Origin of the sequence: Paraclostridium sp. AKS73 (assembly GCF_025671395.1) — a bacterium.
Lineage (GTDB): Bacteria > Bacillota > Clostridia > Peptostreptococcales > Peptostreptococcaceae > Paraclostridium > Paraclostridium benzoelyticum.
The window spans coordinates 1-24,525 of record NZ_JAIXHU010000006.1 but is presented as its reverse complement, the minus strand read 5'-3'; the positions used below and the strand labels follow the sequence as shown (position 1 = coordinate 24,525).

Annotated in this window: 23 protein-coding genes and 2 pseudogenes; 9 read left to right on the top strand and 16 right to left on the bottom strand. The window is 27.1% G+C overall.

Annotated features, from left to right (window positions below; translation table 11 throughout):
* Positions 1–201: 201 nt before the first annotated feature.
* The 6 genes and pseudogenes from LEQ07_RS05355 to LEQ07_RS05330 form a co-directional block, all read right to left on the bottom strand.
* Positions 202–390 carry a hypothetical protein gene (locus tag LEQ07_RS05355; RefSeq protein WP_263329803.1) on the bottom strand — a complete coding sequence of 63 codons (189 nt, stop codon included), beginning with the start codon at positions 388–390 and terminating at the stop codon, positions 202–204.
* Between the two features lie 504 nt (positions 391–894).
* Positions 895–1,665, bottom strand: coding sequence for a formate/nitrite transporter family protein (locus LEQ07_RS05350; protein WP_263329802.1), 771 nt, complete (start codon positions 1,663–1,665; stop codon positions 895–897).
* A 19-nt stretch (positions 1,666–1,684) separates the two neighbouring features.
* Positions 1,685–2,652, bottom strand: a pseudogene (gene asrC / locus LEQ07_RS22405) (sulfite reductase subunit C).
* 11 nt (positions 2,653–2,663) lie between these two features.
* A complete protein-coding gene (gene asrB, locus LEQ07_RS05340) occupies positions 2,664–3,455 on the bottom strand; it encodes an anaerobic sulfite reductase subunit AsrB (RefSeq protein ID WP_263329801.1) in 792 nt (263 codons plus the stop codon).
* Positions 3,456–4,466: an anaerobic sulfite reductase subunit AsrA gene (asrA, locus tag LEQ07_RS05335; protein WP_263329800.1), complete on the bottom strand. Its 1,011-nt coding sequence runs from the start codon at positions 4,464–4,466 to the stop codon at positions 3,456–3,458.
* 145 nt (positions 4,467–4,611) lie between these two features.
* Positions 4,612–5,286 carry a Crp/Fnr family transcriptional regulator gene (locus LEQ07_RS05330; protein ID WP_263329799.1) on the bottom strand — a complete coding sequence of 225 codons (675 nt, stop codon included), beginning with the start codon at positions 5,284–5,286 and terminating at the stop codon, positions 4,612–4,614.
* A gap of 918 nt (positions 5,287–6,204) precedes the next feature.
* Here LEQ07_RS05330 and LEQ07_RS05325 point away from each other — a divergent pair.
* Positions 6,205–7,632: a pyridoxal phosphate-dependent decarboxylase family protein gene (locus LEQ07_RS05325; protein ID WP_046822959.1), complete on the top strand. Its 1,428-nt coding sequence runs from the start codon at positions 6,205–6,207 to the stop codon at positions 7,630–7,632.
* A 75-nt stretch (positions 7,633–7,707) separates the two neighbouring features.
* Here LEQ07_RS05325 and LEQ07_RS05320 read toward each other — a convergent pair whose 3' ends face one another.
* Positions 7,708–9,036 carry a hemolysin family protein gene (locus tag LEQ07_RS05320; RefSeq protein ID WP_263329798.1) on the bottom strand — a complete coding sequence of 443 codons (1,329 nt, stop codon included), beginning with the start codon at positions 9,034–9,036 and terminating at the stop codon, positions 7,708–7,710.
* 519 nt (positions 9,037–9,555) lie between these two features.
* Complete coding sequence (locus LEQ07_RS05315; protein ID WP_263329797.1) at positions 9,556–10,554, bottom strand: CPBP family intramembrane glutamic endopeptidase; 999 nt, start codon at positions 10,552–10,554, stop codon at positions 9,556–9,558.
* A gap of 236 nt (positions 10,555–10,790) precedes the next feature.
* Between LEQ07_RS05315 and LEQ07_RS05310 the strand changes: the two genes are divergently transcribed.
* From LEQ07_RS05310 to LEQ07_RS05300, 3 genes are all read left to right on the top strand, one after another.
* Complete coding sequence (locus LEQ07_RS05310; protein ID WP_263329796.1) at positions 10,791–11,192, top strand: hypothetical protein; 402 nt, start codon at positions 10,791–10,793, stop codon at positions 11,190–11,192.
* Positions 11,193–11,500: 308 nt separating this feature from the next.
* Positions 11,501–12,034 carry a sigma-70 family RNA polymerase sigma factor gene (locus tag LEQ07_RS05305; RefSeq protein ID WP_046822955.1) on the top strand — a complete coding sequence of 178 codons (534 nt, stop codon included), beginning with the start codon at positions 11,501–11,503 and terminating at the stop codon, positions 12,032–12,034.
* Position 12,035: 1 nt separating this feature from the next.
* Positions 12,036–13,118 carry a DUF4179 domain-containing protein gene (locus LEQ07_RS05300; RefSeq protein ID WP_263329795.1) on the top strand — a complete coding sequence of 361 codons (1,083 nt, stop codon included), beginning with the start codon at positions 12,036–12,038 and terminating at the stop codon, positions 13,116–13,118.
* Positions 13,119–13,231: 113 nt separating this feature from the next.
* Here the strand turns inward: LEQ07_RS05300 and LEQ07_RS05295 are convergent, their stop codons facing one another.
* From LEQ07_RS05295 to LEQ07_RS05270, 6 genes are all read right to left on the bottom strand, one after another.
* Complete coding sequence (locus LEQ07_RS05295) at positions 13,232–13,711, bottom strand: hypothetical protein (protein WP_263329794.1); 480 nt, start codon at positions 13,709–13,711, stop codon at positions 13,232–13,234.
* A 141-nt stretch (positions 13,712–13,852) separates the two neighbouring features.
* Positions 13,853–15,079, bottom strand: coding sequence for an ABC transporter permease (locus LEQ07_RS05290; RefSeq protein WP_263329793.1), 1,227 nt, complete (start codon positions 15,077–15,079; stop codon positions 13,853–13,855).
* A 2-nt stretch (positions 15,080–15,081) separates the two neighbouring features.
* Positions 15,082–15,780: an ABC transporter ATP-binding protein gene (locus LEQ07_RS05285; RefSeq protein ID WP_263329792.1), complete on the bottom strand. Its 699-nt coding sequence runs from the start codon at positions 15,778–15,780 to the stop codon at positions 15,082–15,084.
* 4 nt (positions 15,781–15,784) lie between these two features.
* Positions 15,785–16,849 carry an efflux RND transporter periplasmic adaptor subunit gene (locus LEQ07_RS05280; RefSeq protein ID WP_263329791.1) on the bottom strand — a complete coding sequence of 355 codons (1,065 nt, stop codon included), beginning with the start codon at positions 16,847–16,849 and terminating at the stop codon, positions 15,785–15,787.
* 439 nt (positions 16,850–17,288) lie between these two features.
* The gene (locus tag LEQ07_RS05275) at positions 17,289–18,158 is read right to left on the bottom strand and encodes a DUF4179 domain-containing protein (protein ID WP_263329790.1); all 870 of its coding nucleotides are present in this window, start codon (positions 18,156–18,158) and stop codon (positions 17,289–17,291) included.
* A gap of 11 nt (positions 18,159–18,169) precedes the next feature.
* On the bottom strand, positions 18,170–18,718 hold the full coding sequence (locus LEQ07_RS05270; RefSeq protein WP_263329789.1) for a sigma-70 family RNA polymerase sigma factor: 549 nt from the start codon (positions 18,716–18,718) through the stop codon (positions 18,170–18,172).
* Positions 18,719–19,015: 297 nt separating this feature from the next.
* Here LEQ07_RS05270 and LEQ07_RS05265 point away from each other — a divergent pair, with 297 nt between their 5' ends.
* A complete protein-coding gene (locus LEQ07_RS05265) occupies positions 19,016–20,443 on the top strand; it encodes a hypothetical protein (protein WP_263329788.1) in 1,428 nt (475 codons plus the stop codon).
* A gap of 97 nt (positions 20,444–20,540) precedes the next feature.
* Here LEQ07_RS05265 and LEQ07_RS05260 read toward each other — a convergent pair whose 3' ends face one another.
* Positions 20,541–20,873: a hypothetical protein gene (locus tag LEQ07_RS05260; protein ID WP_035117912.1), complete on the bottom strand. Its 333-nt coding sequence runs from the start codon at positions 20,871–20,873 to the stop codon at positions 20,541–20,543.
* On the bottom strand, positions 20,874–21,686 hold the full coding sequence (locus LEQ07_RS05255) for a ParA family protein (protein WP_263329787.1): 813 nt from the start codon (positions 21,684–21,686) through the stop codon (positions 20,874–20,876).
* Between the two features lie 482 nt (positions 21,687–22,168).
* On the opposite strand from LEQ07_RS05255, the gene LEQ07_RS05250 reads away from it, so the two are divergent.
* The 4 genes and pseudogenes from LEQ07_RS05250 (at position 22,169) to LEQ07_RS05235 (ending at position 24,034) form a co-directional block, all read left to right on the top strand.
* On the top strand, positions 22,169–22,519 hold the full coding sequence (locus LEQ07_RS05250; protein WP_263329786.1) for a hypothetical protein: 351 nt from the start codon (positions 22,169–22,171) through the stop codon (positions 22,517–22,519).
* 16 nt (positions 22,520–22,535) lie between these two features.
* A pseudogene (locus LEQ07_RS05245) lies at positions 22,536–22,952 on the top strand (recombinase family protein); the annotation flags it as partial.
* A gap of 66 nt (positions 22,953–23,018) precedes the next feature.
* Positions 23,019–23,273: a recombinase family protein gene (locus LEQ07_RS05240; RefSeq protein ID WP_317852022.1), complete on the top strand. Its 255-nt coding sequence runs from the start codon at positions 23,019–23,021 to the stop codon at positions 23,271–23,273.
* A gap of 290 nt (positions 23,274–23,563) precedes the next feature.
* The gene (locus LEQ07_RS05235; RefSeq protein ID WP_263329784.1) at positions 23,564–24,034 is read left to right on the top strand and encodes a hypothetical protein; all 471 of its coding nucleotides are present in this window, start codon (positions 23,564–23,566) and stop codon (positions 24,032–24,034) included.
* Positions 24,035–24,525 lie beyond the last annotated feature (491 nt).

The window sequence follows — 24,525 nt, the reverse complement described above, 5'->3', positions numbered from 1 at the left end:
AATATTACTGATAACATGTTTTATAATATATTTGTATCTGGCATTGATATATTTATAAGCTGGATACGATTTAGTTAATACTTCTCTCCATAAGGGGTTTGTCATCATTTATCACATACATATAGCTACAGAACGCAATAAATATATTGATTAAAGAAATTGATGTATTTATTGCGTTTATATTTTTTGTGATTAATAATTTTATATGTTGTATTTATGGCTAATAGGAGGTTCTGCAAACCCTAATAACGCCCAGATAATATTTCTAAAAACTTTAGATATACTTGCTAATATCAATATAAACTTTGGACTATCAAAAAAGTTAAAAACTTTTAAAGTTTTCCATATATACTTGTTTATGCTAACTTGATGTTTTGAATAATTTAACATATATAAACCCTCCTGAGCTTAAACTTTAAAATTAATTTATTATAGAATATCATAAATCACAACTTTTAATTTAAAAATGGACTAAAATCTATAAATTAGGTACTGAAATATAACTATCCTCAAAAAAATATATATATAATATTAACTATCAAAAATGTAAGATTTAGTTAAGATTTACGTCAGGCTATTTTAAAGTTGTACATGTATAATAGACTTATAAAATAAAGATAAGAAAAAGGAGGAGTTATACATGACAATACTATTAGGAAGTTTAATAATAGCTCCATTTGTACTAGCAGTAGGAGCTGCATTACTAAGTGATGAACTAGAAGTTGCAAATCAACAATAAGATTTTATATAGATAAATACGTTGTTAATTAGCTATATAACAACAAATTTAAAATAAAAATAGTATCTATTGAACAATTTCAGTAGATACTATTTTATTATTCTATTACTAATTTTATTTTAACCCAACACACCTTACTAAAGCTTATTCATTGCTTAATCTTTTTTACCCAATATATATGCACCAGCACCCATTACTAGTGCTCCACCTGCTATGTTTCCTAATGTAACTACAAATAAGTTATATATTGCACCCATAAGAGTAGCTCCTTTGATAGCACTTGAAAATAATGCTACTCCAAATATAGTCATATTAGCTACACTATGTTCAAACCCACTAGTTATGAAAGCAAATAAACACATAAATATCATTATTAACTTTGCAGTATCATCATTTGTTCTAAATGAGCATATTACAGCCACGCATACTAGTATGTTACAAAGTACTCCTCTAAAGAAAAGATCCATAAATGGAAGTGATGCTTTAGCTAATGATGTTGTAGCGAAAAACTCCATTACAGATCCTTTATTAACAAGTCCTGTACCTACAAATAATCCAGAAACCAAAAGCGATCCAAGCAAATTACCTACAAAACTATAAGCCCATACTCTGAGTAAGTCTTTAGTACTAGTGCCTTTGTTTAACGTACCAGCTGTCATTACCATGTTGTTACCTGTAAATAGTTCACTACCAGTCATTACAACTAAACTTAATGCTATAGCAAATGATACACCCATCATAATTTTTGTCATAGGAGAATTAGCTGATGTTAAAAGTCCACCTATTGTAAAAATTAATAATATTCCTATACCAACATAAAGGCCTGCAAAAGCTGATGATACAATGTATTTTAATCTACTGCTATTTAATAAATTAACTTTGTTCTTAGACGCGACTGTAAGTTTTTCAAGTGTTTCGTTATGCATAATTACCCCCTAGTTTAAGTTAATATTTGATTCCGCTCCAGTAAATATTTTCATTTACTTTTACTATATCATCTAAATTTACACCTTCTAATGCCCACTTTTTAAATTCCATAAATCCTGTTCTATCAACTATATATCCTATATGCTCTTTTCCTCCTGGAGCATCTTTAGCTATATATTGCTCTACATATTTATAAGTATTAAGTATTATTTTTATTATAGATTCTTCATCTGCCCACAATAAGAAATCTTCTGCTAGCCTTGGATTTTTCTTACCTGTTCTACCCATGATTGCTAGTCTGTAGTATTTCTTTTCATCTCTAGTCCATGCTGAAGTAGGACAGTTTAAAGTACACTCTCCACATCCTATGCATTTATCGTGATCTCTTACGATTTTATAGTTTTCCATACTTAAAGCTTTAGTGGATAGTTTTTCACATTTTTTCACACAAGCTCCACATGATATACATCTCTCTTTTCATATAAAGGACGTGTCATGCCTATTATTCCAAAGTCATGGGTTCTCGCCTTTATACAGTCATTTGGACATCCAGTTAGTGCTATCTTAAAGTGTAAATCATTTGGATAGATAGCTTTTTCTATTCTCTTTGCAAAGTTTGTTGTGTGATATTGAGCCTTTGGACAGACTTTGTTTCCTATACATGCAGATATATTTCTAGTACCTGCAGCTGGATATCCTTCTTCTTTTTCTGCCTGGTTTATATCCATTTTTTCAATTACTGGTTGTATAAGTTTGTTTACTGCCTCAATATCTTCCATCTTTATACCCAGTATTTCAAAACCTTGTCTAGTGGTAATATGTATTTCGCCATTTCCATACTCTGTAGCTATCTTAGAAATTATCATCAAACTTTCTGGATCTACACTTCCACCCGGTATTCTCACTCTAAGAGAAGTTTCATATTTAGTTTTAGTTATTCTAAAAGCATTTTTCATTACTTTCTTAGTATTTAAATCTCTTATCATAGTTATACCTCCTAATCTATTAAATTCTTTGCATAAGAATAATCAAATACAGGTCCATCTATACAAATATAAGTATCATCCATTTTACAGTGTCCACATTTACCTACACCACAGCACATTTTTCTTTCGTAAGATACCCACATGTTGTGCTCAGATAGATTTCTTTTTAAAAACTCTGCTACTGTAAATTTCATCATCATAGGAGGTCCAACAACTACTGCAGATATGTTATTTATATCATCTATCTTCAACTCTGGAATATACTTTGTAACCAATCCTATATTTCCATCATAATCACTATCAGCATTATCTACTGTTACCAATATGTCTAGTTTTTCACTCCATTTATTTAAATCATCTTTGAATAATATATCTTGAGGGCTTTTAAATCCAACTATTAACTTAAAGCTTATACATCTATCAGGATTGTTGTAAAAATGCTCTACGATACCTCTTACAGGAGCTAGACCACTTCCTCCTGCTACAATAACAATTTCTCTTCCCTCGTATAAACTTATATCAAATCCATTCCCATAAGGTCCTCTTATAAAAAAGCTATCTCCAACTGTATAATTAAATAATTCACTAGTTACCTTACCTACATTTCTTATAGTAAAATCTATATAATCTTTTCCGTATCCTGATACTGATATTGGACTTTCTCCAAATTTAGGAATTGAAATTTCATAAAACATTCCTGGTAAAACTCCTTCGGTTTTACTAGAAACCCTAAATGTCCATTCTATATCTGTATGTTTAATTATATCTATAATCTTTGAATTAACTGGTATGTATGGATTCATCTACTTTACCTCCTCATAGATATCTACTATGCCTTTTATTTTTTCTACGCACTGTGAAAAAGATATATATTGCGGACAGGCATCATCGCATCTTCCACATCCTACGCACATTTGGTATCCAAATCTTTTATCAAAGTCGTATATCTTATGCATCACTTTAAATCTCATTCTTTCACCTTGTTTTTTTCTAAAAGAATGACCACCTGCCATATCTGTGTAACCATCTATCTGACAAGACGCCCATACTCTTCTTCTTTCACCTACAGTTTCATTTTCTTTGTAGTATATATCTTGCATAGTAAAGCAAGTACAAGTTGGACAGACAAAATTGCAGCGTCCACAGCCTATACATCTAGAGTCATACTCATTCCACATTTCATGCTTTGATAGTTCTATCGGGTTTATATTTTTAGGTGACTCTACACAGAAAATGTTTTCTTTAGCGTAATTAACTTCAAACTCCGTACCTTCACCCTTAAATACATTTAGATCTTCATCTTTTATATCTAAATAAACTTCATCATTATCTATATTTAATGCCATTGAGTAGTTATCAGTTTTGTTAGACCCCATACTTACACAAAAACAATTTCTAAAACTTTCTTTACATCCAATTAAAACAAACTTTACTTTCGATCTTAATCTTTCATAAAAATAATCTTTTTCAATACCGTTATTAAGATAAATCTCGTCTAATCTTTTTACTCCATTTATATCACAAGCCCTTAAAAAGATAATCAATTTTTTATTATCTATATCACTAGTTTTATATTCTTTTTCTGTAAAATAAAATAATGTTTGAGTTATCGGTAGTATAACTTCTTTTGGTGAAAAGTTAGATTTTTTATTAAACTCTATATCCTCTATACTACTTATTTCCTCATATTTAGTTAAATCTGTATCAGAGTAAACTCCTTTAAAAGGGGTCGTTACAGGTGCAAAAATTTTATATTCCGATTTCAATAATTTAAGACCTTTATCGAAGTTTGCTCTATTCAATTTTATCTTCATAATCTCTCCTCCTATATTTTATTAAAGATATAGTAGCATACGATTTTTTGAATGTCTGTGATATATATAACAATATTGATATCTTTTTATCGAATTTATAAAAAAATACACATAACATTAATTACATTGTTATGTGCACTCTCTATTAATTACCTTTAAAGTATTTAGATAAACCTTCTTTTTTTATATAAATATTTTTATTTACAATTTTGACCAATCCATAGTCTTGCAATTGTTTCATTGTTCTTGATAAACTTTCCCTTTTACACCCAAGCATTTCTGCTATATATGTAATACTTATGTTTGCTTTAATAAGTGTCCATTCTCCCTGTTCTAATCCAAACTCTTTTCCCATTCTATATAGTTTTGCTGCAAGTTTTTTATCTATATTTATTGAAGAAGAGTTTTTTAGTTGTCTGTATAGTCTTCTATTAATATTTTGAGTATGAACTAATATATTTTTCATTAAATTAAAGTCATTTTCCATTATTTTTATGAATTCAGATGTAGGGCACTTCAATATAGTTGACTTTTCAAATATTTCACAAGCAAAAATAGTGTTTTTTTCTTGATCTAAGGAAAGATCATTTATTACATCACCATTTTTAAATATGAATATTACCTTTCTCTCACCATTTTCATTTATTTTGTATATAGATACTTTTCCTTTTTCTATAAAATACAAATTATCAATAAATTCTTTTTCTAGGAATAAAGTTTCTTTTCTTTGTGCATGAAAACTTGTCATTATATTCTCTAACTGTTCTTTACTTTCTGGTTTTATATTATCAAATATTGATATGCTATTTATTTTCATCATATTTTACAAATCCTTATATACTTAATTTTTAGTTAATTTTAATCTTTACAATTTATTTTACTACATCGAAAATAGATTAACCATTGTATTTGTTTGTTTTATTAAAAAAGATCACTCAAATGGCAATAAGAGTGACCTTTTTTATATAATTAGATTATTGTAAACAATGTTAATTAAATTATGAAAAAGCTAAAAAGTCTTGCCTAAACAACCCATATAAATTATAAATTTATATTCTGGAAGATCATCAATGATGTGTTTTGATCATAAATTTCAATAGCACAAGTACCACAATTAAGAGATTCTTATGTGATATAAAGATTTCTATGCTCACTTCTATATGGAATGGAACTCCAAGCGAAAACAGCAGAACTTTTAGATACAAAATCTTCTACAAAAGGTTGATTTGGAGTAGTCTTATTTATTTAATCAGTTAAGTTTTTATAAACAAAAGTTTATGTTTTAATGGTAAGTATCTATAAATTACATGATTTAAATTATTAACATTATTGATTATTAAATAGGTTATTAAAATATATGCTTTTCTATTCTATCCATATAACAATAGCTCAAAAAATGTACTTATTTTAAACTATTTATCCCTGTAGCACATATATGTAGGTTCAAATAATCTAAAGTAAATTAAATTATTTAAGGGAATAAACATACAGTTACTTTATTTTTTAACTATTTTTTTATTATTTTCTTAATCTTTCGAACTGTTTATGCAATTGCTAAATTTAATTTTAATCGATTTATTCCAAAATTTGGTTATATAAGCTTGAATTTTACGATTTACAAGCGCGAAATTTAATTATAATACAGAAACCGTAGTTTGATTAATATATATTTTGATGATATCATGAACGTGGCTTAAAAAAGACAAGGACAATTGCGTAGAAATGGGGGTAAAGCAACATGAACAATTTAGAACTTAAAAATTCTTTAAATTATTTTATTGATCAATACTTTAAAGGACTTGAATCGTTAGAATCTAATGAAGTAGTAAAAGTAGCTGATTCTAATCAAATAAATAAACTTAGAAACATAAATATACCTAGTCAGGGGAGACAGGTACAAGAAGTTATGGAAGAAATGATAAAAGAAGTTTATGAGTATGGAGCAAGAGTAAACCATCCAAGATTTTTTGGATTTATACCTGGGCCAGCAGATTTGAATTCTTGGATTGGAGATGTAATGTCCAGTGCTTATAACTTGCATGCTGGATGCTGGATGACAACATCAGCTGCTAGTTTTATTGAAAAAACATTAATTAAATGGCTATCTGAAAAAGCTGGATATAACACAGAACAATCGAGCGGACTATTTGTTTCAGGAGGATCTATGGCAAATCTTACAGCAATGGTAGCTGCAAGAGATAACAAACTTTCATTTGATAAATTACATTTGGGAACTGCTTATGTATCTGATCAAACTCATAGTTCAATTAAAAAAGCACTTAAAATATCAGGAATATCTCCTAAGAATATCAGAAAAATACCTTCAGATTCAAATTATAGAATGAAGATAGATGAACTAGAAAAAGCAATAAGAAATGATATAACAAATGGACTGCATCCTTTTGTTGTTATAGCTAGTGCAGGGACTACAAATACTGGAAGTATTGATCCAATACCAGAAATATCTGATATATGTTCAGAATATGGGTTATGGATGCATGTAGATGGAGCTTATGGAGCATCGATATTATTATCTGAAAACTATAATCATTTATTAAAAGGAATAGAAAATGCTGATAGCTTAAGTTGGGATGCACATAAATGGTTATTCCAAACATATAGTTGTGCAATGGTTCTTGTAAAAGACAAAAACGATTTAGCAAAAAGTTTTAGTGAAAATCCAGAGTATTTAAGAGACTTAGATATAAATGACGATGAAATAAACTATGGAAACATAGGTATTGAATTAACAAGACCGACTAGGGGTCTTAAACTTTGGTTTACATTACAAACTCTAGGAACTAGTGAAATGAGCAGAAGAATTGAATATGGTATTCATCTTGCAGAATATATTAAGAATACATTATTAGGATTTGAGAATTGGGAAATAATATCTGATCCTAAATTAGCAATTATCAATTTTAGATATGCTCCATCTGGAATGTCTGAACAAGATATAGATACACTTAACAATAATATTTCACATTTAGCACTTCAAGAAAACTATGCAGGAATATTTACAACAGTTTTAAATGGTAAAGTTGTTTTAAGAATGTGTGCTATTAATCATGAAACAACAGAAAATGATATAAAACAAACAATAAGCAAACTAGATGAATTTGCAAAACACTTATTAACTCATAACTTTAGTTTAAGTGCTGTATAATATAAAAAAATGAGTAAACCCTTAGATGTAGGGATTTACTCATTTTTGTTTAAATTTCAAGTGTATAAAAACTCATTATGATATTTGCGCACATCTGTTTTTTATACTTACTCTTATATCTTCAATTCTTCTTTTATTTACATTTTCAATTAAAAATGTAAAATTGTCTAATTCAATTTCTCGACCTTCTTCTGGGAAATCACCTAACAATGTAAGTATATATCCATTTAAAGTATCATAGTCACCTTGCTCTATATCTATATCAAATTTATTGTTAAATTCACTTATTGTCAAATATCCTTTTACAATAAAATTACTATCATCAATTTGTGTTATAGTAGATTTAGTTTTATCGTATTCATCCTCAATATCTCCCATAATTTCTTCAATTAAATCTTCCATAGTTACTAGCCCTTCTATTCCACCATATTCATCAATTAATAACGCTAAGTGGACCTTTTTATCCTTTAGAAGTTTAAATAATTCATTTGTTCTAATAGACTTTGAAACAAAATATGGGTCATGAAGCATTGTTTTTAAATTTATATTTTTAAATCCAACCTTCTTAGCTTTTACTAATAAGTCTTTTACATATAATATACCGAGGATATTATCCTTATTATCTTCATATACAGGTATTCTAGAGTATCCTGATGCTATTACTCCTTCTAGTATTTCATCCAAATCATCTTCTATGTCTACCGCAAACATATCATGTCTAGATGTCATAATTTCCTTAGCAGTCTTATCATTAAATTCAAATATGCTATATATCATCTGTTTTTCTTCATTTTCAATACATCCATCTTCTTGAGATTGTGATATTAAAGTTCTAATTTCTTCCTCAGAAACTCTTTCCTCAATATCCATATCATTATTTCTTATTATTTTTAAAACCAGGCTAGTTGAAAATGATAAAAGCTTTATAAATGGTTTTGCAATTTTAGATATAATGTAAATTGGCTTTACCGAAAATAATGATATCCTTTCTGCTTTTTTCAAAGCAATTCTTTTTGGTACTAATTCTCCAAATACTAATGTAAAATATGAAAGTATTATTGTTACTATAAACATACATAGTTCCTTATAATAAGGTATACTAAGTGGAGCTAATACATTTGAAAGATGTGTAGATATCCCTGTAGCAGCAGATGCACTTGAGAAAAATCCAGCTAAAGTTATTCCAATTTGAATAGTTGATAGGAAATTACTTGGATCTTCCATGAGTTTTTCAAGCAATTGAGCTTTTTTGTTTCCGCTTGCACTTAATTGTTTTATTTTTGATTTATTTACAGAAACTATAGCCATTTCTGCTGATGCGAAAAACGCGTTAATAGCAGTAAGTAATGCTATTAAAATTATTTGAGGCATAAAGGCCCCGGGGTCTGAATCTAAATTATTCATTTCTTCCTCCTTAAAATAATAAATAAAAAACCATCAGAAATATTTTTTAAAACTAATCAATATAGTCCTGAAGGTATTGTTACCAATCCTATTTTTGTAAATACAGTTTAAAATAAAGATTTATTAAATACTATTTGGTAACTTTTTATTTAAAGTACATTATAATCTATGAATTAACTTTTATCAATATTTATATATAATATTAATATTCCAATTAAATTAAAAAGTTGCAAAATATATAAATACCCATTAGCTACGTTCATTAATAGCCAAATGACAAATTTTTAATCAATAGTGTATTTATTCTTTTAAAGTTATTCTAAGCGTACAAGAAGATAAGTATGAGTTTAAATTAAACTGTTATTAGGATTTTACTATTAAATAAAATCTACATGAACAAACATTTATCTACTAACATTATGTAATAATAGTGTTTAATAAGAAACATTTATTAAACACTATTATTTTAAGGCCTTAAAAAGGGTTGTATCAAATAGATACAACCCTTTTTGTAATTTTCTAATTATCAATAGATACCCCGATGTCATCCTTGTTAGGTCTATATACTTTTGCAAATAAAAATGGTAAATATAATACAGATTCAAACAAAATAGCTATTAGAAGATCGTTTAATGTAATTATTGTATCTAGCCCACCACCACTTGAAAGTGTAATTAAGTTTCCAATTAAATGAATTAACATTGGGGTCCACAGATTTTCTGTTTTCATATAAGAATAACCTAAAAATACTCCCAGTGTTGTGCAGAATAATACATGATTTATAATACAATAAATCGGAGTTTGAGGACTGTAAAGAGTCATACAAAGAGGTAAGTGCCAAATACCCCATATAGGTCCTAGGATTATCACCCCTGATCTTTTCCCGTATATCTTTTGAAGCCTAGGTTGTAGGAAATATCTCCACCCAAACTCTTCTCCAAAAAACAAGCTAATACCAAATATTATATTCATCACCATCCCGACTGAAATTTGTAGTAATGCATCAATAAAATTCGCTATACTAAAGTGCATATGAATAAGGTCAGAACTACATCTAACTGTAAATATAACTAAATATATGCCTATACAGAACAATACCTTTTTAAAGTTTTTATTTAGTGATAAATTGAAAATTTTAAAGTAAGAAGAATTTACAAATACACTATACAAAATATACAAAGATACAATTGGATCTATTAAAGAAGAGATAATAACATTCTTTATTAAAAAAGGCTCAACTATAGAAAAAATAACTCTTAATATTGTCCCTATTATAAAGAAATTAAAGAACTTATTTACAACATCACTAAATTCATAATAAGAACTCTTTTTAAGCACTACCATTACTGAAAAAGCTGGAATATACATAAATGTTATAGCAAAGTTATATAAAAAATCATCACTATTTGGCCTAGAAAAGCTAATAAATACAAATATAGATAGAAACGTAATCAATCCAAAATTAATTAATAAGAAGTCTCTTACTTCTTGTTTTGTAACTCTAATATCGTTATACATTTTAACCCCTCCCAAAATTCAACTAAGATTATCTAGAAGATAAAATCCCAAAATATTTATAGCTTATTTAATGTAAAATATTATCATAAAATTAAAATTATCCAAATAGAATTCATTTGGTTGTAAATATTTGTCTTAATTTTTAGTCATAAATCGAATCAAAATATCGAATCAAGTCGAAAAAACAAAATTTTAACTTTATATAATTAATTAGTTAAATATATGCCAGAATTAATATGGAAAAAAATGTAATAAGTGTGGATAAATGGAGAAATATAATGGAAGTACAAAATGTAAATACGATACAATACAAAAATATATACGCTAAAAAATTAGGCATATTCAAATTTGAAAATGATGAGCAAAAGACAGAGAAATCAAAATCTAAAGAGTATAATTATAATACTACGGATGGAACAGAGTATCTTATGAAACTTGCTGGAAATGATGATCTTGGAAATAAAGTTGAGTTTTATTGTGACTATAGTAATAATGGAAAAGGAATTTTTAAACTTGATAATTCCCATAAACGTATAAAAAAAGATTCTAGTAAATTAAAACTTTCTTTATATGCATCAGATTCTTCTAATAATAAGTGGAAGAAAGTTGGGGAGGACTTTGATATTGATTTAAAGTAATACCAGTTGAACTTAAAAATAAACAATGTAATTAAAGTCTCTAGATTTAACTATTTGGTTTAATCTAGAGACTTTTTACTGTGACTATACTTTCTATTGTATATTGTTATTTAGCTAATTAACAATATAATTAATCATATATCTATAAAGAAGTTAACAACAAAAACTTCATTACAATAAGTACTCATTCCTCGTTAATTACCTTATTAACAAGAAAGATTAATAAAAAATATTTAAAATATGCAAGTTTTTTGTATTAATTTACGAATTAAGTAATGTAAAAGCTTTTATAGTGAGGAGGAAACAACTTGAAAGACAAGTTAATGATTAAATATATAAAAAAGAAAAATCAAAAAGGAATGGAAATTTTAATAGATCAGTATAATAGCCTTATTACTTCTGTAATTAGATACCATCTAGGATCTCTTGTTAATTATGAAGAAGAGTGTGTTAGTGATACTTTGCTAGCGATTTGGGATAATGTAGAAGGCTTTGACCAAGATAAAAATACTTTTAAAAACTGGATATGTGCAATAGCTAAATATAAAGCAATTGATTATAAAAGAAAGTATTTAAATAAAATAGAAATATCAGATTTAGATGAACAAAACTATTACATAGATAAAAATTTACTAAAAATTGAAATTCAAGAGGAATTAAATGAAACATTAAAATTCTTGTCCGAAGGAGATAAAGAAATATTTAGACGATACTACCTAAATGATGAAAGTGTAATAGATATAGCAAATGACAAAAAATTAGCTATTTCAAGTGTACATAGTAAGTTATCTAGGGGAAAGGCAAAAATAAGAAAATCTTTATTAAATGAGGGAGGGAAATAAATTGATAGATAAATATAAAGTATTAAACAACGAAAAAATTCAATTTGATAAATATGATGAAGTAAAAACTGATAATACTAAAATGAAAAATATAATGAAATCTAAGTTGAAATCAAGAAAACAAACAACTAAAAAACTAATTGCTGCAAGTGTCTCAGCAGTTCTTATACTTGGAACAGTAGCTCTAACGAATGAGACTACATGGGCATATATAAATCTTTTAGCAGGTCGTATTGAATCTTTCTTAGGTAGAGACTATAGTGAGTTTGATAAGTATAAATTTGAAGGAAATCAATCAATAACAGATAACGGATTAGTTCTTAATTTAGGAGACGTAATGTTAGATGATGGACAATTAATTATAAGTTTAAGTATGGATTATACTAATTTTGATTTTAAAAAACATGGAGTTGATAAAAAAGATTTCATGCCTGATATACCTATAATAACTATAGGAGATATCTCTTTCCCTGGACAAGGGGGAGGAATAAGCCCAAGAGATGTTAAAAATGAAAATAAAAAAGAATTTTTATATACTATTAACTTAAACAGAAAAGATACTGATGGAGATGGTATTGGAGATACAGACATTGATTTACTTGACAGTTTAAAAAAAGATAAAGATTACAACTTAAAGATTCAATTTAAAGATTTTGATTTAGGTGAGTCAAAATCTGAAAAAGGAAGGCTATTATTTAAAACTTTTGGAAACTGGGAATTTAATACGACTATAAATACTTCTAATATATCTAATGATTTAAAGGTTGTTGATGTTAATAAGTATATAAATATAAACGATAAAGTTAAGTTGAAAATTGATCAAATAAAGATATCTCCTATTTCCGTTAATATTAAAACACAATTAGAAGGAAATAAGTCTGAGGTAGCGCGTTTACAACACTTTACAGATTTCTATATAGAAGATGAAAGTGGCAATAGCTTATTAGGTGGTAATAGTGGAAGTTGTAGCAAAAACGATATGTATTACCATTTTGAACTTAAAGGTACAGAAAAGAAAATCATAATAACTCCTGGTCTTTTTATTCCTGATACAGAGACTAAGATTTTTGAAGATGAAAAATAGAAATAGATATTCCGCAATTTAATACTACAAGTAAGTAAGGTTTTTATAATTTTACATTGATATATAAAAGCTATAAAGCATTCTACCTATGCTTTATAGCTTTTTATTATTTTCTAATTTGATTTCAACTCATTTATATTAACCCATCCCTTTTTCTCAGCTATTAATTTAATAGGAAAAGAATTTACAGCATTATTATACTTAACTCTATATACTTCATTAAATTCTTTAACCATTTTATCAATAGAATATTCATTCTCTATAATTGAATCCATTGACCTTGAAATTGACTTATCCTTTTGAGCATCTTTATTTTCCTCATATGATAAAACAAACGTATCTATATTTGTATCTAACTTATTATAAACATCAATTGTTTTATTTACTAAAGTAGCATCTTCATATTTACTTCCAACTTTATCTAGTTCTTTCCTTTCTAATTTTTCAATTGCATTTAAATCATCTATAAGTTCTTGTGCCTGACTTTGTAAGTCTTTATGATTAGACATGTTCTTTTCTGCTTCAGATATTAGACTTTTTCTATCTTTATTTATATCGTGCATTCCAATTATGAACGAACCTGTATCTACCATATTATTTAAATTAGTATTTATTTTCCCCAGATAACAGTACCTGCTATTAAAACAGCTACTCCTAACCCTATTATCATTTGTACTTTTTTATTTTTAAAATCTATTTTCATTTTAATTATCTCCTTTAATTAATTTTATTATTTATCCTTGAATAGCTTTTATTGGATCAAGTTTAGAGGCTTTAGTTGCTGGAATAGCTCCAAATATAGTTCCTACAAGAATAGATACTCCTATAGCTTTCACGTATACTTTGATACTTGCTTGTGATTCCATACCAAAGTATGCACCAACTTTTCCTGCGGCTATAGTTCCAATGACTATCCCCACTATTCCACCTAATACTGCTATAACTACTGTTTCAATTAAAAACTGTATCAATATATCACTTGGTTGTGCTCCTATAGCTCTTCTTATGCCTATTTCCCTCTGTCTTTCTGATACAGACATATACATTATATTCATTATCCCTATTCCTCCAATTATCAATGATACATTAGAGAGTATAGTTGTAAATCTATTTATCTGGTTTTGGAAGAACATCATCTCATGGCTTTCTTCACTTCCTCCTTTAACCCCATATTCTCCTATTTCACCTAGTTCATCTTTTTTAAGTTCTTGTAATTTTTCTACTACACTAAAACTAATTTCATTTGAGTCATATCCATTAGCCACTAATATCTCAACTCCTGTTATAGTACTTCCAAAGCTATTTTTATTTCCTAATTCTTCTAAAGCCTTTTCTGGTATATAGCATCTAGATTGTCTATAATATTCTTCTGGATCATCAGTCGAACTTGTTGCTTTTACTTTGATAATACCTACTATTTCAAAATACTCTCCTTCTATTTTTACAAATTCCCCAATTGAATTTTTAGGACTTAAGTCAAATAAGCTATAGGCTAAACTATCTTCTATAATTACTGTTTTACGATCTAAATCATCAAGTGAAAATCCTCTTCCAAAATCAACATTTAACTTAGTTTCTTTATCTACTGGTTTAAACTCTGCAAACTCTTCTCCTATAGATGTGGACAGCATTCCACCTGTTATAACCCCGCCCTCATTGTCACCATACTTAGGGGTTATACGTTCTATTCCGGTCATAGATTTAATCATATCTACATCTCCGTTTGAAAATGCTTCGAAAAATGATGACTCTAAATTGCTTTCATAGTTAGGATCAAAAGTTATTGTTGAAGTCCTAAATTTAGGATTCATAGCTGCAATTTTACTTTGTTTTTCAATTCCCTCTCCCACACTCGAAACTACTACCACAGATGTTATTCCTAGTACTATCCAAACCATTGCTACTGCCACACGTAATTTATTACTTCTTATATTATCTAATGCATTTTTTATAATTACCATGATTAAATCTCCTCTACTATTACACCATCTTTTAATTTGATTATTTTAGAAGCGTATTTTATAAGATCATTATCATGAGTAACCATTATTACTGTTTTTCCTTTTTTATTTAAATCTTTTAAAAGGTTCATAATATCTGTACTTGTATCTGTATCTAATGCTCCTGTTGGCTCGTCTGCAAATATTATGTCCGGGTCATTTACTAATGCTCGAGCTATTGTTATACGTTGTTGTTGCCCCCCTGATAGTTCTAGTGGTTTTTGATATACTTTATCTAGAAGACCTACTATCTCTAGCTTTTCTTTAATTACTAAATCTCTCTCTTCTTTATAGTATTTATTGCTATACACCATTGGGAGTTCTACATTTTTGTATATATTTAAGTTAGGAATAAGGTTGAACTGTTGAAATACGAATCCTATATTTTTATTCCTAAACTTAGATCGTTCTTTTTCGCTTAAGTTTGTAACATCATTGCCTTTAAATAGATATTTTCCATCACTAAATTTATCTAAAAATCCTAATATATTTAATAAAGTTGTTTTTCCACTCCCTGATTTACCCATTATCATTACAAAATCTCCACTTGTTATCTCTAAATTAATAGATTTTAAAACATGAAGTTTATCCTTACCTATAGGATAATATTTTTGAATATCTTTAAGTTCTATTAGAGTTTCTTTCAAATAATTCACCTCCATCTATTTATTGTATAGATCCGAATCTATCTATATAAACTTCTTGTCCATCTTCTATTTTTTTATCTATTAAAGACTTGATTATTACGTCGTTTTCTTTAAGTCCTTTCGATATAAATGCAAACTCTCCATTTTCGCTTCTTACAGTAACATCGGTTTTATAAGCTTTATTATCTATTATCTTATATACATAACTTTTATTACCATCTATTTCCAATGATTCATAAGGAATTTTTTTATTATCTGTACCATATGAAACTACTATTTGAGCATTAAGTCCACTTTTTAAGTTGTTTTGATTATCTAATTTAATGTTTAATCCATATTTAGCCATATTTGAATCAGATCCAAAACTTTGTTCCTCATCATTCCCTTCATATGGTCTGCTAGAAATATATGAAATAGATCCATAATGCTTTTCTTTATTTGCTATAGTTGTAACTTCTGCATCTTGATGAACTTTTACTTTATATGAATCTCTTTCGTTAACTTGAGCTTTTACATAAAATTCTGTACTTTCTATTATTGCTACATAGGAACTTTCGTCTCCAATTATTTCATCATTTATATATACTAGTCCATTAAAAGGTGCATACACTGTTGAGTATGCAGTTTTCTTCAATTCTTTTATATTATTATTTATATTTTCTATTTCTAAATTTACCCTTTCTTTACTCTCACCATCAATTAAAGAAGTTAATTCTCTTTTCTTTATTAATATTTGTGACTCTAAAGATTTTATTTCTTTTAACTGTTCTTGATTTTTACAAGTGAATATAGGTGTTCCCTTTTCAACGTACTGTTCATTATTTACTTGTATCTTATCTAACTTACCATGCTCTGGATATATAAATAGTTTTTCTGATTTTGTTGGAAGAACTTTTCCATTCATAAATATCTTTTCTTTTCCGGAAACATCATACATTTCAACTGTGCTTTGCATAATTTTTTGTTCTTTTAACTGTTTGCTGTAAGAAATAGATGTTACAGTACCTCCTATAGTGACTGCAATTGTAACTATTGATAAAATTATTTTTTGTTTTTTATTTAAGTTTAAATTTGGCCTTTTCATATTAGTTTTATGCTCCTTTGCTTTTATAATTGATTAAGGTTTTTAGTATAATTCTTTATATTTTATAACTGCATATATTAATTCGAATATAAGTTATATGTTTCTATCATTTTTCTAAACTTTTTTTATTTTTTAATAAATTTATAAATAAAATTTAACCAAAATAAAAATAAAGGATGTAAATAGGCTTTGATAAGTATATTTACATCCTTTATATAATTATTTTATTTGCTTAGATCTATTGTAATTTCTGAACCAAGTTTCTTATATTTTGTAACATAATCATTATTTTCTTTTTCTAGATATGATAAATATGGAGTAACTTTCAGATATTTAGCATCTCTATTAAACGTATATTCATCTTTATTAAATCTATATTCATAAAAAGTTTTTTCTTTATCTACATCAGCTGAATGTTGTGTAAACTCAATTTTATTGCCTAAATTATCTCTACCCTTAATACAATAAATCCATTTTCCAATTCATTTTTCATACGCTTATGCTTTGTCATGCTTAAATTTATAGTCTGATTTAAGATATTTCCTCTATAACTTATTATATCCATATTAGAACCTGTATCTAATTTTAGATTTTTATTTAGATCTATATTTTTAGTATCTTTATTAAGCTTATCTCCATTAACTTTAAATTTAAAACTCCATGGTCCTATTATTCTTTTAAAGTAATTTTCATCATCTGTTTTCGTTATAGCTGCATCCATTATTCTTAACTTAACATTTATATCACCCTTGTATTCTTCTGGTAATTCATATCCTAAAACAAACTCTTGCTTACTTTTATCAACGTTTCCATAGTAACCTTTTACACTTCCATTTATCTTTTTACCATTTATATATAAGTTTTCAGAAATTAAGTCTATGTTCTCATTTGGCGCAAGTTCTTTGTCATACTCCCTACTCATATATAAGATTAATTCTTTTCCATCTAGTATAACATCATTTATTTCTACCGTTAGTTTTCTTTTAGTAACAGATTGTTGTATGTTAGTTGAATACTCATTTATTTGATTATCAACTCCTAAAGATATTTTTAAAATTTCAGCAATATCTTCTAATGCACTTTGTGCATATAGTCCTATTCTTGTTTGAGATATCAAAGCTATTGATATAATAGCTATTGATGCTACTGATATATATTTTTTATAACTTTTCATTGAAGTATTATTATTTTTTATAGATTTTCTAAATTTATTTTTTACTTTTTGCTTTTCTAAATCATTAAAATCTTCTTTTTCATATTCATTTAAGTCTACATCTATATCATTAAACATATCGTATATATTTTTCATAATTAATTTATCTACCTTTCTTTAGATTTAAATAAATCTCGTATCTTACGCTTTCCTCTAGATACTCTATTATAAATTACATCCTTATTAATTCCTGTATCATGGCTTATAGTGTCCATATCTTCTTCCTTTACATAGAGTCTTAAAAATAATTCTCTATCTTTTTCTTTAAGATGACTTAGCATTTCTTCAGTTTCTTTGCTAATTTCATTTTCAATTATGTCTCTATGTGAATTATCATCTACCTTTATATTCAATTCATCTATATTTTCATTTTCCAAATCTTTTAAGTACTTTCTTTTATAATCAATAGACTTATATTTAGCTATAGCTGCCAACCAATTTTTAAAAGAACACTTGCTTTTATCAAAACGATCTATATTATTCCATACACCTAACAAAATATCATTTATGCACTCTTCTTGATATGATTCTAAGTTATACATACTTTTTCTAACTATGGATTTTATAACCCACCCATAATTATCAATTACATATTCTAGTGCCCGTTCATCTTTTTGCTTAAGCTTTAGAATAAAATTCTCTTCTGTAATTTTCATTCATTTTCCTCCGATATCGTAACTTGAAATTCTATTCTCATATATTATTTCGTTTTTATAGTATCTTATCTATCAAATATGTGGTTTTTTTTAGAATAAATTTTTTATGTTACTTTGTAAAGAGCGTTGTTCTATTTATTGTAACAATTATCATTATATTAATTTTATAAAAATCTCTATGAAATGAGAGATAAATTAAATTATTTAATCAAGTGTAACTTAATCCAGTATATAACCATAAAATAGATATGAAACATAGTTAAAAGCTATTTAAATTTTGAAAGGACTGTTTTAAAAATGAGCAATAATTATACATCTAATGGAAGTGATAATTGCAATTGCGATTATAATGATTACTGGCTTTTTTGCAACCTTATTAATAAGTTGAAAGGCCCTCCAGGTCCTCAAGGGGCTATGGGGGAACAGGGACCTCAAGGCCCACAAGGAAATATAGGTCCAGAAGGCCCTCCAGGTCCTGGAGTGCTAGGAGGTGCTGGAGCTCCCATATCTTGTAATCCCGGAGAAACTTACTATGTTGATTTTTCAACTGGATACGTATATTTAAAAAATGAAACTCCCGTAACCCCAACTCCAAGAAATTTACCAACTCCAGGAACATTTACTCTAGTAAGTAATACTACAGAATTAGAAAATGCAATATCTGCACAAGATCCAGCTATAAAGCTTTCAGCAGGTAATTATATTTTGAATGATAATATAACAATTTCATATCCTCTATATTTACAAGGGTCCGTAGATTCAAATGGAGATCCAACTTCAATAATAACATATAGTCCTCCATCTCCATATGAACCTATAATAGTAATAGGAAGTAGTAACGTGGTTATTGATAGTATCTCATTTGTTGAATCCCCCGGATTAACACCTGTACCCGCTAACTACCCATCACTTATATACTCAAATAATGTATCATTTAATTCAATTTATATAAATAATTGTATATTTGATTATTTAAAAAATGCTATTGAACTAAATACAGGTGAGTTCCAAGTTACAAAATGTACATTTAATTATAATCGAAATTCTACAAATAAAAGATATTGTTTGTTCTTGCATAATATATCAGGAACTTGTATTACAGATAGTAATACTATTTATGGAATAGAAGGAGATAGACAACAAGGGTTTATAAGAGTTTCAAACCTTGGTGGAGGTACTCTTACTGGAGCTCTTTTAATAAGTAACATCTCTCAACCAGAACCACTAGTTCCAGCCCTTAATCCAACAGACCCAAGTACTGTATATACATCATCATTTAGAGAATTAATTTTATTTGATGAACTAAATGGAAGCGGATTTCAGCTGTATGTAAATAATAATACATTAAATGCAGATAACACTTCTCCAGTATTGTTACCAAATCTCCAAAATAGTCCTGGCTTAAGCAATTTTGCATTTATAAGTGCTTGTAATAATACATTTACAAATAGTAAAAGAAAGGGATTTATAGGACTTACAAATTCGGTTCCAATTACTAATGCTTATGGAAATACAAATATATATATTGATGGGAACAATCCACAATATACAACTGGATATACACCACCTTGGTATCAGACATGGACATCATTACAAGATCCTATAGTCGCTGGATATGAAGTAGCTATGATACAAAATAGACCTGATGTAAGATTATTTGAAAATTGTATATCAAGTGTAGATTGCTATTGGACTAGAACAGAGTATCAATTCAGTATGGTATAAAAAATATAGAATTATTTATTTTTTAATATAAATTGGCTATAAATTAAAAGCGACTGAGATTATTTATTAATTCCAGTCGCTTTAATTTATTAAAAAACTATTCTGATTTTCTTCTACCTTTTAATTTGTTCTTATTATTATATATATCTACATTCTTCTTACTTATTTCAACGTCTTCAAGTAATGGAGTAAGTAGATTTTCAAACAATTTAGACATAGTTATATTTGAATCTATAACTACTGTTTTTAACTTGTCTACTATATCTTTATCTAAAGTAACTCCAACTTGCTCTTTAGACTTCTTCTTTTCCTTTTTAACTATATCATATATAGATAATGAAGATTTTGTTTCATTTGTTTCATTAACAATAGTTGATTTTCTAGTTGTAGGAACTTCTTCATTTAATAAATTCATATCTATCTTAGGCATCTAAAGCACATCCTTTTCTTTTAATTCTTTTATCATATTTTCAACTTCTTCTTTACTGAAATGAGTTTGTCCATTTTTCTTTAAATAATCACTTATGCTTAATTTGCTTAATAATGCTTTTTCAACGAAAGTATTTCTTCTTATAAATGACTCTAGCATCATGTCTTTTAATTCTTCAAACTTTTGAAGATACTGATCAAATAAATCAGACACTTGCGTTCTTTGCTTTTCATATCCAACTAATACAGTAGCTTTTATATCATTATCTTCTTTTTCTAAATAGTACTTGTCTCTAGTCCATAATTCTTTAAATAATGCAGCTCCTCTTAAAGAAGATATATTTTTATCCATTATAGGAACTATTATAGAATCTGCTAAATAAAGTATGTTTTTAGCTGTTAAATTGTAACTAGGTGATAAGTCACAAATTATGTAATCATATTTTTCTAGTACATCAATATTTTGCATATACCATCTTGCAAGAACTTTTTCCCTAGCTGGTTGTAAGCTTATTTTTTCATCTAACATAGCTAATCCTATATCAGAAGGTATTATGTCTATATTAGGGTAATTTGGATTTGGACACTTAACGATAACCTCTTCAGCACCTAATCCATCAACTATATCTATAGTTGTTTTATCTTCATGGTTAACCTTATATACATATTGAGTTAAGTTTTCTTGTAAATCTAAGTCCCATAAGAGTATATTTGTATTTTTATCTTTTGCTAATTCATATGCAGTTATTATAGACATAGAAGTCTTGTAAATGCCGCCTTTTATATTAAAATAAGTTATTAACTTAGTTTGCATTAGTTTTCCTCCAAGTTTATTATATATTATATTTATATAATATCATAAATTAAACTATTTTTAAATAAAATTAAAACGATAATAAAACTATAAAATAACTAAGTTATTTTATAGTTTATTATCGTTTTAATTTAACATTATTTACATAAAAACAACTTTTCAACTTAAAAATATCTATTTTCTAAATTTACATAAATAATTTAATTTTATGCCATTCCATATGAATTTAGTATATTTTATAAAAACACATTAATTTTTAAGTTCTCTGAAGTTATTTTTAATTTTTTAAAATTACACTATAAATTATTACATGTATTATAGTTATTTAAAAATTATATATAAATTCTTATCTATCCATTGTTTTTCAACAATTTTTACGATATTATTAAAATAAAAGTCAAATAAATCTCAATTTTTTTTTGACTACACTTTTATACCCTTAATTTAAATTATTATCATAAATAAGGAGGAGATTTATTAAAATGAGTAAAAACTTAATATATATGATATTTAACTCTAAGGATACTAAAAACTCCTTATATAATATAATTAATCCTAGATTATTATATTATTCAAATAAAACAGAAGATATCATGCTTGTAGGGGATGAATTATTTTTACTAGAACATAAAAACAGATGCATTTTCAAATTAGTTGATTTTAAAAATTATCTATATTTAAAAAGATCACCTTTTAATAGCAATTATTTATATAGAAACCGTCAAAATTTGTGCGATATAAAACATCCAAAACTTTTTCCAAAGGCCTTAGAATGGAATTTAAGAGGTCGATTAAAAATCAATAATTTTAGTAAATTAATAGTTAAACTATGAAAAAGTAGTAGGATATCTTAGGATATCTACCGCATCACAAATTGACAACACATCTATAGAAATGCAACGTGAAAAGATAGAGCTTTATTGTAAATTAAATAATATAGAATTAGTAAACACTTATGTTGACGAAGGTTGGTCGGCAAAAGACTCTGACAGACCGTCCTATAATAAAATGATTGAATTTGTATCAAATAAAGAAAATGATGTAGATACAATTATAGTCTACAAAGCAGATAGAATTCATAGAAGTCTTAAAAACTTAATGATCATGGTTGACTACCTTCAAGAAATAGGAGTAGGATTTATATCACTTACAGAACAATTTAACACTAATACAGCTCAAGGATTGCTATTTCTACAAATGATTGGTAGTTTCTCTGAATTTGAGCGAAAACTAATTTCAGAAAGAACTCATTCTGGTAGAGTTGCTAAAGGAAAGAAAAATCTATTCCCTGGCGGTAGAATACCTCTTGGATACAAATTAGTTGAAAATGATATGTTAATGATTAAAGAGGATGAGGCAATAATAGTAAAAGATATATTCAAGCTTAGAAGTAAAGGGGTTTCATACGAAAGAATTGGCCGTAAATATAATTTTACAAAACAAAGGATAGCTTATATTCTTTCAAATCCTATTTACACAGGAGTATATAAGTATGATGGTAAAATAGAAAAAAATAGAATTAACCTCCAAGTTCCACCTATAATCAGTCGTTATATGTGGAATAAGGTTAATTCAAAAAGCAGTTAGATATGTTTTTTATTGTCGAACATTTTTATAAACTTTTGTAAGCTTTATTCTTATATATCGCTTACAATTATATTATAGTTATATTACATATATCTTACAGGCATATTTTTAAGTACTTACAATAAGTAATCTCTGAAAATATGCTTGTAAGCTCATTGTAAGATTTATGTATTTTTTAAGCAACAGACGTAGTCGTTTGAGTAACGGGACGCGAGTTTACCGAGTGGACGTTGACGATATGAAATTTGAGCGATATGAGCAAAGCGAATTTTTATTAGGGGGGAATTAGTTTGACTAAGGACGAATTTAACAAATTGGGTATAGACAAGCAAATAGATTATTTGAATACAAACCTGACCGAGGGAATCTCACTAACTATATTATGCAAAAACATTGGAATAGCAAGGAGTACAGTTGCTGGAAGAGCTCTAAAACAAGGGTATATATTTAATAAAGAAATTAACCAGTACGTCTTAAATAATAAAATTGATACCGGACGAACTTACAGTAAGCTTACAGTAAGCAATCCGATTACATACGAAAATAAAATGACATCAGAAATTGACAAACCTAACTTTTCAAACAATGATCTTAATAGTTTAAATCAAACTATATCAACTAGCACTGCTAATCATAATGGACTTATTTTAAATTCATCTGACTCAGACAACCTTAGTTACTTACTTAAAAATATAGATATACTAAAAGAATTTATAGAGAGCAATAAAATAAATCTCCTAAAAATGAAGTATCTAGTTTAGAAGATATAGTAAACGATATTTATAAGTTTAAGCAAGAAAAAAGAAATTATAAAGTTAAAAGTCTAAGAATTGACGAAACTATCCTTAGTGAATTTGAATCTATAGCTAGTGAATTATCTAGTAAAGGTATAAATCAACAAGAGTTTTTAAACTATATATTAGAGTCTTACATTGGTTTTTATAAAAATTTTAAATTGTAATGTTATTATAAATCTATACACAGAAAAATAAGACTTTAAGTATTAACTTAGAAGTCTTTTTTTCTGTTATCGCAAAATATTTAGTTTTGGTTTTGGGGGATAAATAAAATCCCCTAATAAATATGAATCTTTAAAGTATACAAAATTTAATTCAACTATTCGGGGTGTTTTATTTATGTTTATATTTTAATATAAATAAAATATAAAGTAAAATTGAAATATAAAATGAATATAATAAGATTAGACAATCATTAGATTATCACTTCAAGTATCCCTTAAAACTAGATTTAA

Excerpts from the sequence above, each read along its gene's own strand:
- LEQ07_RS05265 (WP_263329788.1), top strand. The coding sequence starts at position 19,016 with ATGAGCAATAATTATACATCTAATGGAAGTGATAATTGCAATTGCGAT.
- LEQ07_RS05285 (WP_263329792.1), bottom strand. The coding sequence starts at position 15,780 with ATGGAGGTGAATTATTTGAAAGAAACTCTAATAGAACTTAAAGATATT.
- LEQ07_RS05275 (WP_263329790.1), bottom strand. The coding sequence starts at position 18,158 with ATGAAAAATATATACGATATGTTTAATGATATAGATGTAGACTTAAAT.
- asrB (WP_263329801.1), bottom strand. The coding sequence starts at position 3,455 with ATGAATCCATACATACCAGTTAATTCAAAGATTATAGATATAATTAAA.
- asrA (WP_263329800.1), bottom strand. The coding sequence starts at position 4,466 with ATGAAGATAAAATTGAATAGAGCAAACTTCGATAAAGGTCTTAAATTA.
- LEQ07_RS05290 (WP_263329793.1), bottom strand. The coding sequence starts at position 15,079 with ATGGTAATTATAAAAAATGCATTAGATAATATAAGAAGTAATAAATTA.
- LEQ07_RS05330 (WP_263329799.1), bottom strand. The coding sequence starts at position 5,286 with ATGATGAAAATAAATAGCATATCAATATTTGATAATATAAAACCAGAA.
- LEQ07_RS05310 (WP_263329796.1), top strand. The coding sequence starts at position 10,791 with ATGGAAAAAAATGTAATAAGTGTGGATAAATGGAGAAATATAATGGAA.
- LEQ07_RS05320 (WP_263329798.1), bottom strand. The coding sequence starts at position 9,036 with ATGAATAATTTAGATTCAGACCCCGGGGCCTTTATGCCTCAAATAATT.
- LEQ07_RS05280 (WP_263329791.1), bottom strand. The coding sequence starts at position 16,849 with ATGAAAAGGCCAAATTTAAACTTAAATAAAAAACAAAAAATAATTTTA.
- LEQ07_RS05240 (WP_317852022.1), top strand. The coding sequence starts at position 23,019 with ATGTTAATGATTAAAGAGGATGAGGCAATAATAGTAAAAGATATATTC.
- LEQ07_RS05250 (WP_263329786.1), top strand. The coding sequence starts at position 22,169 with ATGAGTAAAAACTTAATATATATGATATTTAACTCTAAGGATACTAAA.
- LEQ07_RS05295 (WP_263329794.1), bottom strand. The coding sequence starts at position 13,711 with ATGGTAGATACAGGTTCGTTCATAATTGGAATGCACGATATAAATAAA.
- LEQ07_RS05315 (WP_263329797.1), bottom strand. The coding sequence starts at position 10,554 with ATGTATAACGATATTAGAGTTACAAAACAAGAAGTAAGAGACTTCTTA.
- LEQ07_RS05255 (WP_263329787.1), bottom strand. The coding sequence starts at position 21,686 with ATGCAAACTAAGTTAATAACTTATTTTAATATAAAAGGCGGCATTTAC.
- LEQ07_RS05355 (WP_263329803.1), bottom strand. The coding sequence starts at position 390 with ATGTTAAATTATTCAAAACATCAAGTTAGCATAAACAAGTATATATGG.
- LEQ07_RS05350 (WP_263329802.1), bottom strand. The coding sequence starts at position 1,665 with ATGCATAACGAAACACTTGAAAAACTTACAGTCGCGTCTAAGAACAAA.
- LEQ07_RS05270 (WP_263329789.1), bottom strand. The coding sequence starts at position 18,718 with ATGAAAATTACAGAAGAGAATTTTATTCTAAAGCTTAAGCAAAAAGAT.
- LEQ07_RS05325 (WP_046822959.1), top strand. The coding sequence starts at position 6,205 with ATGAACAATTTAGAACTTAAAAATTCTTTAAATTATTTTATTGATCAA.
- LEQ07_RS05260 (WP_035117912.1), bottom strand. The coding sequence starts at position 20,873 with ATGCCTAAGATAGATATGAATTTATTAAATGAAGAAGTTCCTACAACT.